Source organism: Bacillus sp. z26 (assembly GCF_058313635.1).
Map to the genome: position 1 here is coordinate 689,500 of NZ_JBZFQM010000001.1, position 14,568 is coordinate 704,067.

Annotated in this window: 16 protein-coding genes; 6 read left to right on the top strand and 10 right to left on the bottom strand. The window is 37.0% G+C overall.

Annotated elements, in window-relative coordinates; translation table 11 throughout:
- Window positions 1-178 precede the first annotated feature (178 nt).
- Window positions 179-541, top strand: a complete 363-nt coding sequence (locus AC4G3K_RS03220; RefSeq protein ID WP_491132459.1) for a hypothetical protein — start codon at window positions 179-181, stop codon at window positions 539-541.
- Window positions 538-999: an endolytic transglycosylase MltG gene (locus tag AC4G3K_RS03225; RefSeq protein WP_491132460.1), complete on the top strand. Its 462-nt coding sequence runs from the start codon at window positions 538-540 to the stop codon at window positions 997-999. Before AC4G3K_RS03220 ends, AC4G3K_RS03225 begins: the two co-directional genes overlap by 4 nt.
- A 20-nt stretch (window positions 1,000-1,019) precedes the next feature.
- Here AC4G3K_RS03225 and AC4G3K_RS03230 read toward each other — a convergent pair whose 3' ends face one another.
- Entirely contained in the window at window positions 1,020-1,412 is a 393-nt protein-coding gene (locus tag AC4G3K_RS03230; RefSeq protein ID WP_491075845.1) for a hypothetical protein, read from the bottom strand.
- 363 nt (window positions 1,413-1,775) lie between these two features.
- On the opposite strand from AC4G3K_RS03230, the gene AC4G3K_RS03235 reads away from it, so the two are divergent.
- A complete protein-coding gene (locus AC4G3K_RS03235; protein ID WP_491132461.1) occupies window positions 1,776-2,408 on the top strand; it encodes a LysE family transporter in 633 nt (210 codons plus the stop codon).
- An 85-nt stretch (window positions 2,409-2,493) separates the two neighbouring features.
- On the opposite strand, the gene phoU is transcribed toward AC4G3K_RS03235, so the two are convergent.
- From phoU to AC4G3K_RS03280, 9 genes are all read right to left on the bottom strand, one after another.
- Window positions 2,494-3,153: a phosphate signaling complex protein PhoU gene (gene phoU, locus AC4G3K_RS03240; protein ID WP_491075848.1), complete on the bottom strand. Its 660-nt coding sequence runs from the start codon at window positions 3,151-3,153 to the stop codon at window positions 2,494-2,496.
- A gap of 28 nt (window positions 3,154-3,181) precedes the next feature.
- The gene (pstB, locus tag AC4G3K_RS03245) at window positions 3,182-3,982 is read right to left on the bottom strand and encodes a phosphate ABC transporter ATP-binding protein PstB (protein WP_491075849.1); all 801 of its coding nucleotides are present in this window, start codon (window positions 3,980-3,982) and stop codon (window positions 3,182-3,184) included.
- A gap of 35 nt (window positions 3,983-4,017) precedes the next feature.
- A complete protein-coding gene (gene pstA / locus AC4G3K_RS03250; RefSeq protein WP_491132462.1) occupies window positions 4,018-4,932 on the bottom strand; it encodes a phosphate ABC transporter permease PstA in 915 nt (304 codons plus the stop codon).
- A complete protein-coding gene (gene pstC / locus AC4G3K_RS03255) occupies window positions 4,929-5,816 on the bottom strand; it encodes a phosphate ABC transporter permease subunit PstC (protein ID WP_491132463.1) in 888 nt (295 codons plus the stop codon). The genes pstA and pstC overlap by 4 nt, the downstream gene beginning before the upstream one ends.
- A gap of 69 nt (window positions 5,817-5,885) precedes the next feature.
- Window positions 5,886-6,782 carry a phosphate ABC transporter substrate-binding protein PstS family protein gene (locus AC4G3K_RS03260; protein ID WP_491075852.1) on the bottom strand — a complete coding sequence of 299 codons (897 nt, stop codon included), beginning with the start codon at window positions 6,780-6,782 and terminating at the stop codon, window positions 5,886-5,888.
- Window positions 6,783-7,123: 341 nt separating this feature from the next.
- Window positions 7,124-9,205: a peptidoglycan D,D-transpeptidase FtsI family protein gene (locus AC4G3K_RS03265; RefSeq protein ID WP_491132464.1), complete on the bottom strand. Its 2,082-nt coding sequence runs from the start codon at window positions 9,203-9,205 to the stop codon at window positions 7,124-7,126.
- 93 nt (window positions 9,206-9,298) lie between these two features.
- A complete protein-coding gene (locus AC4G3K_RS03270) occupies window positions 9,299-10,507 on the bottom strand; it encodes an MFS transporter (protein WP_491132465.1) in 1,209 nt (402 codons plus the stop codon).
- Window positions 10,508-10,676: 169 nt separating this feature from the next.
- Window positions 10,677-11,285, bottom strand: a complete 609-nt coding sequence (locus AC4G3K_RS03275) for a superoxide dismutase (protein WP_491075855.1) — start codon at window positions 11,283-11,285, stop codon at window positions 10,677-10,679.
- Window positions 11,286-11,411: 126 nt separating this feature from the next.
- Window positions 11,412-11,894 carry a DUF456 domain-containing protein gene (locus tag AC4G3K_RS03280; RefSeq protein ID WP_491075856.1) on the bottom strand — a complete coding sequence of 161 codons (483 nt, stop codon included), beginning with the start codon at window positions 11,892-11,894 and terminating at the stop codon, window positions 11,412-11,414.
- 156 nt (window positions 11,895-12,050) lie between these two features.
- Between AC4G3K_RS03280 and AC4G3K_RS03285 the strand changes: the two genes are divergently transcribed.
- The 3 genes from AC4G3K_RS03285 (at window position 12,051) to ispG (ending at window position 14,563) form a co-directional block, all read left to right on the top strand.
- A complete protein-coding gene (locus tag AC4G3K_RS03285) occupies window positions 12,051-12,842 on the top strand; it encodes a DUF1189 domain-containing protein (protein WP_491132466.1) in 792 nt (263 codons plus the stop codon).
- Between the two features lie 192 nt (window positions 12,843-13,034).
- Window positions 13,035-13,325 carry a hypothetical protein gene (locus AC4G3K_RS03290; protein ID WP_491132467.1) on the top strand — a complete coding sequence of 97 codons (291 nt, stop codon included), beginning with the start codon at window positions 13,035-13,037 and terminating at the stop codon, window positions 13,323-13,325.
- 116 nt (window positions 13,326-13,441) lie between these two features.
- The gene (ispG, locus tag AC4G3K_RS03295) at window positions 13,442-14,563 is read left to right on the top strand and encodes a flavodoxin-dependent (E)-4-hydroxy-3-methylbut-2-enyl-diphosphate synthase (RefSeq protein ID WP_491075859.1); all 1,122 of its coding nucleotides are present in this window, start codon (window positions 13,442-13,444) and stop codon (window positions 14,561-14,563) included.
- Window positions 14,564-14,568 lie beyond the last annotated feature (5 nt).

The following is a 14,568-nucleotide window of genomic DNA, read 5'->3' on the forward strand; positions in this document are numbered from 1 at the left end:
TAATATCTTCCATTAAATCCTACCACCCTCTCGACCGAATGACAATGAACGCATATTGTCGAAGAACAACAATCAACTTCCAAATTGTGAGCATTCCTTCCTTTTTCATAAATTTTTACCAAATCAGCCAGAGATTTGTTGTAAAATAAGGGGATGAGTTTGAATTAGGAGGGACATCATGTTAATCATTATCATTAGTTTATTTTTTCTTTCCGCTTTACTGTTTGTCATTTCACTTTTTTATAAAGGGCAAGATGTTAAAGTTGAAAAAGAGATTGAACAACTTTCACTGGACTATATACAGGAAATGTATCAAATAAAAAAACGTCTTCGTGTCTTAGAGGAAGAAATCATGCACGAAGATACGTTAACGGAATCATCTTTTCTGAGTACTTCCTTACCCGTACATGAGGTCATACAAAATCAGGTTATCCATTTGTCCAAGCAGGGATTATCAATCGACCAGATCGCCAAGCAATCTGCATTACCGATAAACGAGGTCATTCAAATCCTAGAGAGCCGGGGAGGAGATTTTCATTGAATAGTTTATACATATCAGGAACCGCTGCAGGTATTTTTTTAGCAACAAGCATATTTTCGGCCTATTATTTTTTCGGAGATAAATCAGAAGATAAAAGGACGCCTCTTACAAAAGAGGGCGCCCAAAAGATTCTAATAGAGGATGGGTATCATATACTATCCAAAAGTGAATGGGAAAACTATCAAATGGATCTTCAAACACTTAATAAGTTTGAGGAAGAAAATCAACATAGCAACAAAGAGGAAACCTCTTCAGTCAGTTTGTCTATACAGCCTGGTATGTCTTCCAACGAGATTATCAGTCTATTAAAAAAGAAGAAAATAATTGGAGATGCCGATAAATTTTCCACCTATCTCAAGAATCGGGACCTTACAAAAAAGATTCAAACCGGTACCTATACGGTTTATAAAAATATGGACTATGCTGCCTTAGCTGCCGTTTTAACCAAAGGAAAATAGTACTTCAGCGGCGCTTGTCTTTAGACTGGGATGACTTTTGCAATGGCATCCCAGATTTTTCTGTTTTGATCGATACTCTCTTCCCCCGAATCTATGATATCTGTTTTACTAATCAAATCATCCATTGCTTTATCAATAAAGTCAGGTAAAGGTAATGTTTTAATGGCATTGGCGATTTTTTCAGGATAGATATGACCATAGATTTCTATAGCCATTGACAGCTCGGATACAGATAACTCACTTCCATATTTCTTATAATAGTTCGCTTTCAATTGCCTGGCCAGTTGAATGGCTGCTTTAGGATTTGGAATAACAGATTTTAATGATTCATTATTATCTATATGAACAGTCTTTTCACTGAGAAAATAGTTAATAGATACTCCTTCTACTGTTACCGTATCTCTTTCCTCCACATTTATCGCCCCTTCTTTATATAGATTTTTATTTCCTTATATCCAAGTTAAGATTTTATAAACCTTTTTAGGAATTGCCCTCCTCTGTTGTAAACTTCTCTTTTCATTACCATCTATACATAAAAACAATAAAATGTTTACAGAGTGTAGACAAAATCTTTATTTAAGAATTAGTTTGTTGCAAGGGAGTCTTCTAAACTTTTAATCAGTATCTCTTGTGTTTTTCGATACTAAATAATCATTTTTCAAGGGATTAAAACAGCTATCGATTTTATCGACAGTCTGAACAATAAAATTGTTATACTTCTCCTCTTTTTCTCATAAATATATACAAGTTTAAGACACAAAAATTGGAGTGAAAGCGTGAGCGGACATATTTTATTTAGTTATTTTTTATTAGGAATAACATTAGCGGCGCCTATTGGTCCAGTTAACTCAGCCAGAATCGATAAAGGGATTAAAAATGGCTTTTTTCACGCCTGGATAGTTGGTTTAGGGTCTATGATTGCAGATGGAATATTTATGCTACTGGTTTATTTAGGTTTTGTACAATTTATTACGATCCCCTATGTCCAGATTTTCCTTTGGCTCTTTGGGGGATTCGTCCTTATTTATACCGGTGTAGAAAGTATCATGAGGGTTCATACACTCACAATGGATGATTATCGTACGAAAGACTCACTGGCCAGATCATTTCTAACAGGGTTTATAATGTCCATTACAAGCCCATTATCCATCCTTTTTTGGATCGGAATATATGGTTCTGTTCTTGCAAAAACTGTTTCAACATATGGGACAAGCTCGCTTATCGCTTATAGTTCCATGATTTTTCTTGGTTTAACCTTTTGGGATCTTATCGTTGCCTTTTTAACAAACGGATTCAGAAGATTTTTGAATGAGACAAGCCTGAAAGGAATATCAGCAATCTCAGGACTATCTCTATTAGGATTCGGAGTTTATTTTGGGTTCCAAGGCATTAAAGCATTGTTTTTATAAAGAACACTCTTCTCATTGGCAAAATAAAAAATGGAGTTCCTCATTTGGAAGCTCCATTTTTTCATGACACTAGTAAGAATCTACTCTATTCATTTAAATGATAATGTCTGCCTTTAATCATATAGAGGGTTTCTTCGGCCATATTCGTAATATGATCACCTATTCTTTCATAATGGCGAACAATAAATAATAGCTGAGAATTCTCATTAACTGTAGTGGACTCAGGATGCTTCATTTCAAGTATTTTTTGTATCTCCTGTCCATATAATTCATCTACTTTGTCATCGAGCTCTGCCAGTTCCTTAGAAAGGACAATATTCTCCTCCATAAAGGATTCATTAAACATGTTGAGCATTTTAATACACGTTGCGTGCATTTCTCCTACAGCCTCATTGATAAATGGCTTTTCTTCTTTTGATAATCTGATGGCCGTCTTTGCAACGTTCTTGGCATAATCACCAACGCGTTCAATTTCAGAACCGATTTTAATAGCTGAAACAATGTGTCTTAAATCCGTTGCAACTGGCTGCTGTTTAGCAATCATCAGAATGGCTAGTTCATCAAGTTCTTCTTCCATCTTATCAAGTTTTTTATCATCCTCTATAACAGAAAGTGCCAGTTCTACATCATTTGTCAGCAAGGCTTTGTATGATTTATCCAACGCTAATGAAGCAAAGCGCTCCATATCAATGACTTTTACCTTTAATTCCTGAAGCTCACTCTCGAATTTTTCTCTTAAAACCATTTTCATTCTCCCTTCAAAATGATTCTGCTTATCCGAACCGCCCTGTTATATAATCCTCTGTTCGCTTATCATGTGGATTCGAGAAAATTTTATCTGTCTTATCGTATTCAATGACTTCCCCATTCAAGAAGAAGGCTGTTTTATCAGATATACGTGCTGCTTGTTGCATATTATGAGTAACAATAATAATACTGAATTTCTCTTTCAATTCTTGTACGAGTTCCTCAACTTTTAAGGTTGAAATCGGATCTAATGCTGAAGTTGGTTCATCCATCAAAATGACATCAGGAGAAACCGCCAGACATCTTGCTAAGCAAATACGTTGCTGCTGCCCGCCAGAAAGTCCGTTGGCATTTGTATGCAATCGATCCTTAACCTCATCCCAAATTGCTGCACCACGTAAGCTTTTCTCTACAATTTCATCCAGTTCTTTTTTATTTTTAACGCCATGAATTTTTGGTCCGTATGCTACATTTTCATAAATAGACTTTGGGAATGGATTCGGCTTCTGAAAGACCATCCCAACTCTTTTCCGTAATTCTTCCACTTGAAAGTTTTTGTCAAATATATTCTGTCCTCGGTATAATATATCACCTGAAGTACGAACACTTGGGATGAGCTCTATCATTCTATTTAATACTTTTATATAAGTAGATTTCCCACAGCCTGAAGGTCCAATGATGGCTGTCACTTCATTTTCGTTAACTGCAAGATTAATATTTTTTAATGCATGATTTTCACCGTACCATAAATCTAAACCTTTTGTTTCGTAGACGAGCTTGCTATTATTTTGCTTTGCTGTCGATTTGGCTTCTTTTACTTCTATCATCTAAAGTTCCCCCTAGGTAAAAATGATGATTTCAATTATGAAACAGATGCTTTTTGTCTTCTTTTACTTTTGCCACCTTCAAAATGTTTTTGGACAGCGCTTGAGAATAAACGTGCAAGGAGATTAAAGATCAGTACCATAATAATCAATACAGCTGCTGATTTTGTCGCGATCTCTGTCGCATCCGGTACAATTCCATCAGAATTTAATTTCCAAATATGAACGGCCAAAGTCTCTGCAGGTCTAAATATATTAAACGGGTTAACAGGGCTTGTTAGATCAGCTGCCGTATTCAATATCGGTGTTGTTAATCCTGCTGTATAAATTAATGCGGCTGCTTCACCAAATATACGACCGGCTGCTAAGATTACTCCCGTTATAATTTGAGGCATCGCCGTCGGAAGAGCAATTTTTACAATCGTTTGCCATTTGGTAGCCCCGAGTCCAAGACTGGCCTCTTTAACACCAGCTGATACTTCAGAGATGGCCGCTTCACTGACTCGTGTTAAGCTTGGCAAATTTAAAATCGCAATAGCAAGGGCCCCTCCGATAATGGTATATCCCCAACCCGTAGCAGTGACAAATACTAATAAACCAAATAAACCAACAACAATAGATGGGAGAGAGGCCATTGTATCAATACATAAGCGGATAAACGATAGTAACTTCCCTGGTTTAGCATACTCCGCTAAATAGATACCTGCCCCGAGACCAAGTGGTACTGAGATAATCAAGGTGATGACTAACATATAAAATGAATTAAATAATTGATACCCTATTCCTCCACCAGCCTCTATATTGCTAGAACGTCCAGTGAGAAATGATGGGTCCCAAAAACCCCACCCTTTTTTTAGAATTTCAAAAACTAAGAAACCCAATAAAATAACAACAAAAATAGCTACTATATAGAAAATACTCGTCCATATTTTATTTACCGTTCTAGCGTTCATTTCTGCGCACCCCTATTCCCGATAAATCGAATAATCATGATGAATAAGAATGACATGAATAAAAGAATGAGAGCCAAGCTCCATAAAGCATTATTCCATGCGGTTCCATTCAATGTATTAGACATATCCATCGTTAATATTCCTGTAAGTGTTGCAGTTGGATCACTTAAACTCAGCGGCAATTTAACCGTATTTCCGATAACCATTTGAACAGCAAGTGCTTCACCAAAAGCACGGGCAAGTCCCAGAACGACCCCTGTAAAAATCCCATCCTTTGCAGCGGGAATGATGACCCGACTGATGGCTTGCCATCTTGTGGAACCGAGCCCATAGGAGGCTTCCAGAAGCTGTGGAGGTACATTTCTTAATGCATCTGTTGCCAAACTTGCAATGGTCGGTAAAATCATAATACTCAGTACAATAATCCCAGCCGCTAAACTGAATCCTACTCCGCCAAATGAATTTCTCAAAAAAGGAACTAATATCGTCACACCAAGCAAACCATACACAACAGATGGAATTCCCACTAGTAATTCCAAAACTGGCTGCAAGACTTTTTTTCCAAATTTAGGAGAGATGAAATTCGTGAATATTGCTAGAGCTATAGCAATAGGCGCACTGATAAGGATGGCACCCAGCGAAACAAGTATACTGCCTATGATAAATATTAACGCTCCATATTCTCCATCACTTGGACTCCAGTTTGTTGAAGTTAACATCTCCACTATAGAGATATTACTGGATGTAAATGATTGAATACCTTTTCCTGTTATAAAAACAATAATAGCCATAGTTGTTACGACGATTAATAACCCACATAACGTAACAAGAATGCGTCCGATGTATTCACTTTTCCAATAGTTGATTGGTTTATGGTCCTTCAAACCTTTCCGCTCCTTTCCAGTAAACAGATAATAACAGGCTGAGTGAGAAAATCCTGTTATTTCTAAGGATTATTCTTTATTTTCAAGTGCTGACATTGGAATGTATCCCATTTTAGTAACTGTTTCGGCGAATTCATCACTCCTAATGAAGTCCATATAACCTTTAACAGCTCCGCCTGCTTCTCCTTTAGTTACCATATATTCATAGGACCAGAAAGGATAGCTTCCATCAGCAACGTTCTCACTTGTAGGTTCAGCCCCATTAATGGTTACGGGTTTTAAAGATGAGCCTTTCCCCTCAGCGAGGTAGCTCATAGCCAGATAACTAATCGATCCCGGAGTGGAATGAATAGAGTTTTCTACTGCACCGTTAGAATCCTGTGTTGTTCCAACGCCACCATCTATACTGATATTCTTCATAATTGTTTTTTCAAAGGCATATCGTGTGCCTGATGATTCCGGCCTATTGACGACATTGATTTCAGAATCAGAACCTCCAACTTCTTTCCAGTTTTTAATTTTCCCGGAGAAGATTCCTTGGATTTGTTCAATTGTTAAGTTGTCGACATCGGCATCTTCATTTATCACAATTCCAAAAGCGATACCGGCTATTTTATAATCGACCAGTTCATTCGCTAATTTCTCATCTTCAATTTTATCTGCTGAAGGAAGATCGGAATTTCCGATATTGATTGTACCACTAGCCACTTGATTTATACCTGTTCCGCTTCCACCGCCTTGAACAGTAACCGATACGTTCGGGTTTTTCGCCATAAATTCATTCGCTGCTTCATCAGCTAAAGGTAATAAAGCTGTAGAACCTGCTGTATTTATAATTCCTGTGTATCCTTCTTCTTCAGAGCCGCTACCTGCCTTTGCTCCTCCTCCATTATTACTGGCACAACCTGCCAGCAAACCGATCATAAGTAACAAAGTAATCATAAATACTGATTTCCTTCTACCCATTTCCAATCCTCCTGTATACTCTGGTTCTTATTTAATAGATGTCATTTTAGTCTTTACATTTTCTATAGTAAGGAATAATTTTAAATTCAGTATTAAGGAATTGTAAACTCAGTGTAAATATTCAGATTTTTATTGTAAAGATTGTGGTTGAATTCATTCATTTTCACTAAATATCATCCGTGTAAAAATGAATAAAAAAGGGGGGGGATTTAGTTCGCTTATTTTGAAGTGTTCATGTTATATGGTGGGATTTTTTTTAGGTGCCTGAGAAGGGTAAAACCAAATAAAAAAGGGCCGCCCCAACACTGAGGCCACCCTTCTATCAATCTTTTAATATTTTTTTATTTCTTGGCACGTTCTTCTTTTAAATCAAAGTATTTTTCGTAAACTTCTTTCGCAATTTCCAGATTCATCTTATGGCCTGAAGAATTTTGATAGGCCCATGGCACTACAACGCTCATAGCTATTTCTGGGTTATCAGAAGGTGCATAGGAAACAAAAGTAATATTATATGTTTCTGGCTGCTTCGTGCCCCTTTCCCATTTAGGACCATCGTAAAAGGCTTCCGCTGTACCCGTCTTACCGGCAGGTTTATAATCAGCATTTCCAAAATAAGAATAGGCTGTTCCCCCAGTGGTTTGGGTTACTTGCCTGAACCCTTCTTGTACCCGTTCAATCCACTCAGATTTCATAGGCAGAGTATTCAGCACTTCTGTTTTAACCTCTTTTATAACCGGACCAAGCGTATCATTCTTTTCATCATCAACCGGTTCACGGACTTGTTTTAGAACATGCGGTTTAATACGGTTCCCACCGTTTGCAATAGTTGAGACATATTGAGCCAGCTGCAGAGGAGTATACGTATCATATTGGCCGATGGAAAAGTCCATTAATAAACCCGGTCCCTGTGAAGATCCTTTATAGCCAATTTGTTCACCAGGTAAGTCTAATCCAGTTTTCACACCTAAACCAAATTGGTTGTAATTGTTCCTCATTGTAGCAAATGCTGAGTTATCAACTCTTAATGACTTTCCTGGAACATAATTACCATTACCTAGTGCAATCGCTGTTTTGAACATGTATACGTTGGAAGAGACTTTAAGTGCTTCAATATCGCTAATATTACCAAAATTCTTCCATGATTTTTTGTCAGGTGTTCCTTTTATCTTCATTGGTCCATCAAAAAGGACCTGTCCAGGGTTAATGGCTCCAGTTTGATAACCCGTTAAAATAGTTGCTCCCTTAACAGAAGAACCCATGGCATAGGAGGATGTAAATGTTCCCAAAGCCATATCATTCATTTGCATTTTCCCGTTATCATCCGCGGCGTATTGTTTACCAGCTAAGGTTAAAATTTCTCCCGTATTTGGATTCGTTACAACGACAAAAGCGCGATCGAGGTATTTTGTATTCCCGCTTGCTTTCTTTTGTTTCAATTGCTTTTCGATGATCTCTTCAGTAGCTATTTGAAGATCCATGTCAACCGTTAATACAAGATCTTTACCTCTTTGCCCTTCAGATATAACTTCTGTACTAACTATATCTCCGGATGTATTCGTTAAATTCCTGATTTTTTCCTGTTGTCCGCGTAATAGATCTTCATACTGCTGTTCTAAGTATGAAGTTCCGACTCTATCATTTCGACTGTAGCCTCTAGCTAAATAATAGCCAGTTTTATCAGAGGGTAATCCCTCATCAGCACTTGATACTTTCCCTAAAACAGATTTAAGAGTATCACCATACGCATATTTACGTTCCCAATCCGTTGTTGTATCAACGCCAGGAAGGGATTCAATCTGCTCATTTACTCTGGCTACTTCTTCATAAGTCGTATTATTATTTTTTACAATTTGTGGAGTTAAATAGTAACCGGAAACAAACTTGGTGTAAATCGCCAGTACTTCTAATTCACTTTGGCTGAAATCAATTTCCTTTTCAGTAATGCGATCCAGCTGCATCTTGTAAATATCATCATCAGTGAGTTTTCCATCACTTAATTGCTGGTATTCTTTTTCGGTAATTTTCTTTTTAGCAGCTTCAGGATTATTTAAAATCCAGAAGTCTTTCTTATCTCGTTCACGAACTTTATCTGTACTAACCTCAATGAGTTTAGATAACTTTCCAGCTGTTTCAAGCATCTCTTTACTTGACGTTTTTTGTGTTCGCGTGTAGGTTATGGCATATAGGGGCTGATTATCAACAATAATTTTTCCATATCGATCATAAATTTTTCCCCTCGGCACAGAATTGCTGACAGTCACATCTTCTGTCCGCTCTATTTCACGTTTATAGTCATCACCATATACAATTTGAACAATTCCTAAACGGAGTATTAATGCAGAAAACATCACAAATACTGCAAAAAATAGTAAATTCAGGCGAACAGGTACATGTTTTTTCTTTTTCTTTTTTCTGACTTTCACTGTCCCCATCCCTTCTAATACACATTTCTTATCATTTTATTATCAATTTTTAAAGATTAACAGAAGTAAAAGATTCCAGCAACTTTTAATTGTTTATAGCTTGATATCCTTCACAAAATAATATACAAAAATATGACCGGAACCCAGTAGCAATAGTAATATTTTGATGCCACTACTCTCAGGTAGAGTTTTAATAAACAATATAAATACAAGAATTGATACGGTTCTTCCCAAATTTAAAAACAATTCCCGGATTACGACATACTCAATACGATGTTCTCCTGCTTTCCAGGAACGTCCTATTACATCATACGTGACAGACATGTATGGGACAAGCAATAAGGGATAGGCCACAGCAAGTATGGATGCATATGTAAGCAGTTTGGCAAATGACACTTCGTATATCAATAAAAAGATTGAGCCATAAAGGAAAATAACCCCCGTCAGCATCGACCATTTCCGGTAACGAACCCTTAAATATCTTCCGACTAAGAAATAGGCAAAAAACGATATCCCTGAACTTAATAATCCATATGTACCTAAAGCCATCTCACTACCTGTTTCGACAAATACAAAAATGGAAACGACAAAGAGAAATGTCCCTTCTCTTAGCCCCTGTGAGAAGTTGGCATATGTAATTCTCCTCCAGTCCTTGTTGTGTTTTCTTTCTTTAAAAATACGCTTCAGCCTGTACTTACCGGTAGCCGCTCTGCTTTTTAAATTAAAACTGACAAGTACTGCCACAATAAATAAACATAAGGAAAGTCCAAAAATAAGCAGATAACCATTGTTATCGGTCAAAACAGTAATAATATATCCTGCGAAAAAAGGGCCAATCATCCCTCCTATAGAACCAGTTATCCCCTGGAGACCATTAAATGTATCTCTTGTTTCAGGTTCAGTAATTTCGAATGTCAGGACATTGTATGCTAGCCAATAGAATCCATATCCAATCCCAAGTAAACCACCAATTATAATAAGATAAAAGTGATTGGTAGAACTGAATGTCAGGACCGCTATATAAAATGCAGCTAAAAATAAGATCCCAAGCCTAAGGACAATAATGCGATCGATATGTTTAGCCAATCTTCCTGCCAAAATAAAGGTGATTCCCTGAAGGATAACCACAGACAGATTATAAATTCCCAGGTTGATCAGTGCCTCCGACTGTTTCCATAAATAAATATTAACGAATGTGTTGGAAAGTGCCGTACTTAACGAATAAAGAGCTCCAATTAACAAAAGGATGTAAAGTTCCTTATTTGCTTTTATTTTTTTGATTATTTGATTATCTATATTCATAAAAACGCCCCTTTTAGTTCACGGTTAGTTTTCCAGTAGATAATCCTGTTATGTAGATTTAAATCATTTGGTATTTGTTAACAACTCAGGCCTGTTACCTAGAATACAAAAAGGGGATACGGGAAACGAACAAGTGTCCGCTTCCTGTATCCCCTTTTAAACATTTTGATTATTTTGCAGCTGTATAACGTTTAGATACTTCATCCCAATTTACAACATTCCAGAAGGAATTAATATATTCAGGACGACGGTTTTGGTAGTTTAGGTAGTATGCATGCTCCCAAACATCAAGGCCAAGAATAGGTGTTTTACCATCCATTAATGGAGAATCCTGATTAGCAGTACTGTAAAGATCTAGTTCACCATCTTTAACCGTTAACCAAGCCCATCCGGAACCAAAACGAGTAGTTGCAGCTTTAGCAAACTCTTCTTTAAAGTTTTCAAAAGTTCCAAATTTAGCTGTAAGTGCGTCAGCTAGTTCTCCAGTTGGTTCGCCACCGCCATTAGGTGATAGAATTTCCCAGAATAATGTATGGTTAGCATGTCCACCGCCATTATTTCTAACAGCAGTACGAATGCCTTCAGGAACAGATTCAATGTCCGCCAGAAGATCTTCTAAGCTTTTTGCTGCCAATGCTTCCTGTCCTTCTAAAGCAGCATTTAAGTTAGTCACATACGTGTTATGATGTTTTGTGTGGTGTATATTCATTGTTTCTTTGTCGATATGAGGCTCAAGTGCATCATATTCATACGATAATTGTGGTAAAGAATAAGCCATAATTCTCTTCCTCCTAATAATTGTGAATGTAAGCACTTTCGGGCATTTCTGTAAATTTAATATGTTACGAAAGTCTATATCTTTAGATTAGCAATAGAACCCATTTTTATCAACCTTTATGCTTATTCAGAGAACGCAGATAAAGAAATATACAATCATGATAATCTGAATGATCAATTTTGTTATCACACTGCCGACAAATCCAAGCACTGAACCTGTACCAATTTTAAGAGCATTTTTAAATGATTGTTTGTGCACCAACAATTCAGCTAAAACCGCACCTAAAAACGGGCCAAGTATAATACCAAGAAAAGGAATAACAAACGGACCAACCAGTAACCCTATTGTACTACCCCAAACCCCTGCTTTTGAACCTCCAAATTTCTTTACACCATAGAGATTAGCCAAATAATCGGCTCCAAACAAGAGTAAAACAAACATCCCTTGAATTAACCAGAAAAACCAGGAAAATGGTTCAAATGAAAAGAATAGGCCATATAGAAGCATCCCGCCGATTATAAATAGGACACTCGGAATAACAGGATAAACCAACCCTATAAAACCAATAATAAACACCAGCCAAATCAAAAGCCAATACAACCATTCCATCTTCGTCACTCCTCTATAACATAATGAAATACCCATTTTATAAAATTTACTAACACAATTTTCGCGTTGATTCGCTAATAACGCAGTACATTCTTGTCATAATGACATAAGCCAGCTAGAATAAAGTATGAAACTCAAAAAAAGGTGTTGTAGTCCATGAATATATTTTCACAATTTATTAAAAGTTTATACTCGCCGAAGCACATTGCTTCTTTTCGGTTTCAGGGTATAGGCAAGACCATCCTCTATGCTTTTTTATTATCTTTGTTAACTATTTTACCCTCTGCCACTTATCTTACGAATTATATCCTTGAGGGGACAGATCGTATGGCAGAAGCATTAATAACAGATTTTCCTGAATTCGAAATTAAAGATGGCAGACTTTACTCAGACGAGAAACTACCTGTCATTATTGAAAAGGACACAGTCACATTTCATTTTGACAGTACTGGTAGCCTAAAGGCAAATGATATTACCAATATGACTGATATCGATATTGGAATTCTTCAGGATGAACTAGTCCTCTCGGCAAATGGCCAAACACAAACACTTCCTTATTCAATGATATCAGGACTCGAATTGAATAATGAGAAGACAAGCGATTTTATTAAATCTTCAAAAGCATCCCTTTACATACTAATCGGCCTTTGCATTGTCATGATGTATCTGTTTACAACGGCAATCCTATTCCTGGAGATTACACTTCTGGCTTATATCGGCGGACTATTTATCTCTACTATGAACAGAAAAGCTACTTTTGGACAACAGTGGAGATTGGCCACCTACAGTTTTACTTTGGCGGTTACATTCTTTACCTTTATGAATTTTATTCAGGTCCCGGTGATTGGAGACGTCTATGTTAAATGGTTTATTACACTAATGATGATCTACCTTTCTGTAAAAGAAATGCCCATTCCAAAAAGTAAGCAAAAAACGATACAGCCTTAATCTAAGAAACCCTTCCGAATTCCTGCGGAAGGGTTTTTTTAGTGCCGAAAAATGGAATTAAAAAGATAATCCGTACAAATTACCACTGGCATTACTGTCAAAGTAAAAACAGTCAAAAACATTTTAAAATCAATTCTATTATCTCTACTAACTTCATATAATCTAGTAAACGAAGGAAGGAGAGCGATAAAGATGAAGAAGATACTCCTTTTTATTGGCTTTTGTTTAGTAATATACTCCATTTATTTTGATATAAATGTAGGCACCCTTCCAACTTACTCTGAGAATATGGATAAAACAGATGAAAACTACTATAATATAAAAGTAGAGCCTGGAGATACCGTTCTTTCTGTAGTAGAAAAAAAAGAAGGTACACTTCCAGTACCTATAGATCAAATTATCGAAGACTTTACGTTATTAAATGATGGAATCATTCCTGAAGAAATAAAGATTGGACAATCTTATCGCTTTAAAAATTACTAAAAAGCCAATTCATAATCCACTTTATTGTTATTTTAGCCAAAACGCTGATACAATAATTTAGAAGATAATATATATATTGGTATTGGGGCAAATAGCCTAAAAGGAGAGAATGACCAGTGAGTGAACTAATACATCGTACAAAAACCCGCCCAGTAAAAGTGGGTCCACTAACGATTGGTGGCAACGATGAAGTTATTATACAAAGTATGACGACAACGAAGACACATGATGTAGAAGCGACTGTCGCCGAAATTAATCGCTTGGAAGAAGCGGGATGCCAAATTGTACGCGTAGCTTGTCCTGATGAACGTGCTGCCCTTGCAATTGCTGATATTAAAAAGCGGATTAATATACCTTTGGTAGTAGATATTCATTTCGACTATCGTTTGGCCTTAATCGCGATTGAAGGCGGAGCAGATAAAATCCGTATTAATCCGGGCAATATCGGAAGACGCGAAAAAGTCGAAGCTGTTGTAAAAGCAGCCAAAGCGAAAGGAATTCCTATTCGTATTGGCGTCAATGCAGGATCATTGGAACGTAAAATCCTTGAAAAATATGGGTACCCTACAGCCGACGGTATGGTTGAAAGTGCTTTGCATCATATAAAAATCCTTGAGGATTTAGATTTCCATGACATCATTGTATCTATGAAAGCTTCTGATGTGCGCTTGGCAATTGAAGCCTATGAAAAGGCAGCACAGGCCTTTGATTATCCATTGCACCTTGGGATTACTGAATCTGGTACTTTATTCTCTGGAACCATTAAGAGTGCAGCAGGGATTGGTGCATTATTAAGTAAAGGAATTGGGAATACACTGCGTATTTCTTTAAGTGCTGATCCGGTTGAAGAAGTAAAAGTAGCCAGAGAACTCTTAAAAGTTTACGGCTTATCAGCTAATTCAGCTACATTAATATCCTGCCCTACTTGTGGACGTATAGAGATTGATTTGATCTCCATTGCCAATGAAGTGGATGAATATATTCAAAAAATAAAAGCTCCAATTAAAGTGGCAGTATTAGGCTGCGCTGTTAACGGACCTGGTGAAGCCAGAGAAGCCGATATCGGTATTGCAGGAGCGCGCGGAGAAGGCCTACTGTTCCGTAAAGGAAAGATTGTTCGCAAAGTACCGGAAGCAGTAATGGTTGAGGAACTGAAAAAAGAAATTGATATCCTTGCTGAGGAGTATTACGAAAAACAAAGACTTGAAAAAGAAAAAGCAAGCTTAATACAAGAATGAAGGAG

Bases quoted from the DNA above. Each gene is read 5' to 3' on its own strand.
- AC4G3K_RS03220 (WP_491132459.1), top strand. From the start codon at position 179: ATGTTAATCATTATCATTAGTTTATTTTTTCTTTCCGCTTTACTGTTT.
- phoU (WP_491075848.1), bottom strand. From the start codon at position 3,153: ATGGTTTTAAGAGAAAAATTCGAGAGTGAGCTTCAGGAATTAAAGGTA.
- pstB (WP_491075849.1), bottom strand. From the start codon at position 3,982: ATGATAGAAGTAAAAGAAGCCAAATCGACAGCAAAGCAAAATAATAGC.
- pstA (WP_491132462.1), bottom strand. From the start codon at position 4,932: ATGAACGCTAGAACGGTAAATAAAATATGGACGAGTATTTTCTATATA.
- AC4G3K_RS03260 (WP_491075852.1), bottom strand. From the start codon at position 6,782: ATGGGTAGAAGGAAATCAGTATTTATGATTACTTTGTTACTTATGATC.
- AC4G3K_RS03270 (WP_491132465.1), bottom strand. From the start codon at position 10,507: ATGAATATAGATAATCAAATAATCAAAAAAATAAAAGCAAATAAGGAA.
- AC4G3K_RS03275 (WP_491075855.1), bottom strand. From the start codon at position 11,285: ATGGCTTATTCTTTACCACAATTATCGTATGAATATGATGCACTTGAG.
- AC4G3K_RS03280 (WP_491075856.1), bottom strand. From the start codon at position 11,894: ATGGAATGGTTGTATTGGCTTTTGATTTGGCTGGTGTTTATTATTGGT.
- AC4G3K_RS03285 (WP_491132466.1), top strand. From the start codon at position 12,051: ATGAATATATTTTCACAATTTATTAAAAGTTTATACTCGCCGAAGCAC.
- AC4G3K_RS03290 (WP_491132467.1), top strand. From the start codon at position 13,035: ATGAAGAAGATACTCCTTTTTATTGGCTTTTGTTTAGTAATATACTCC.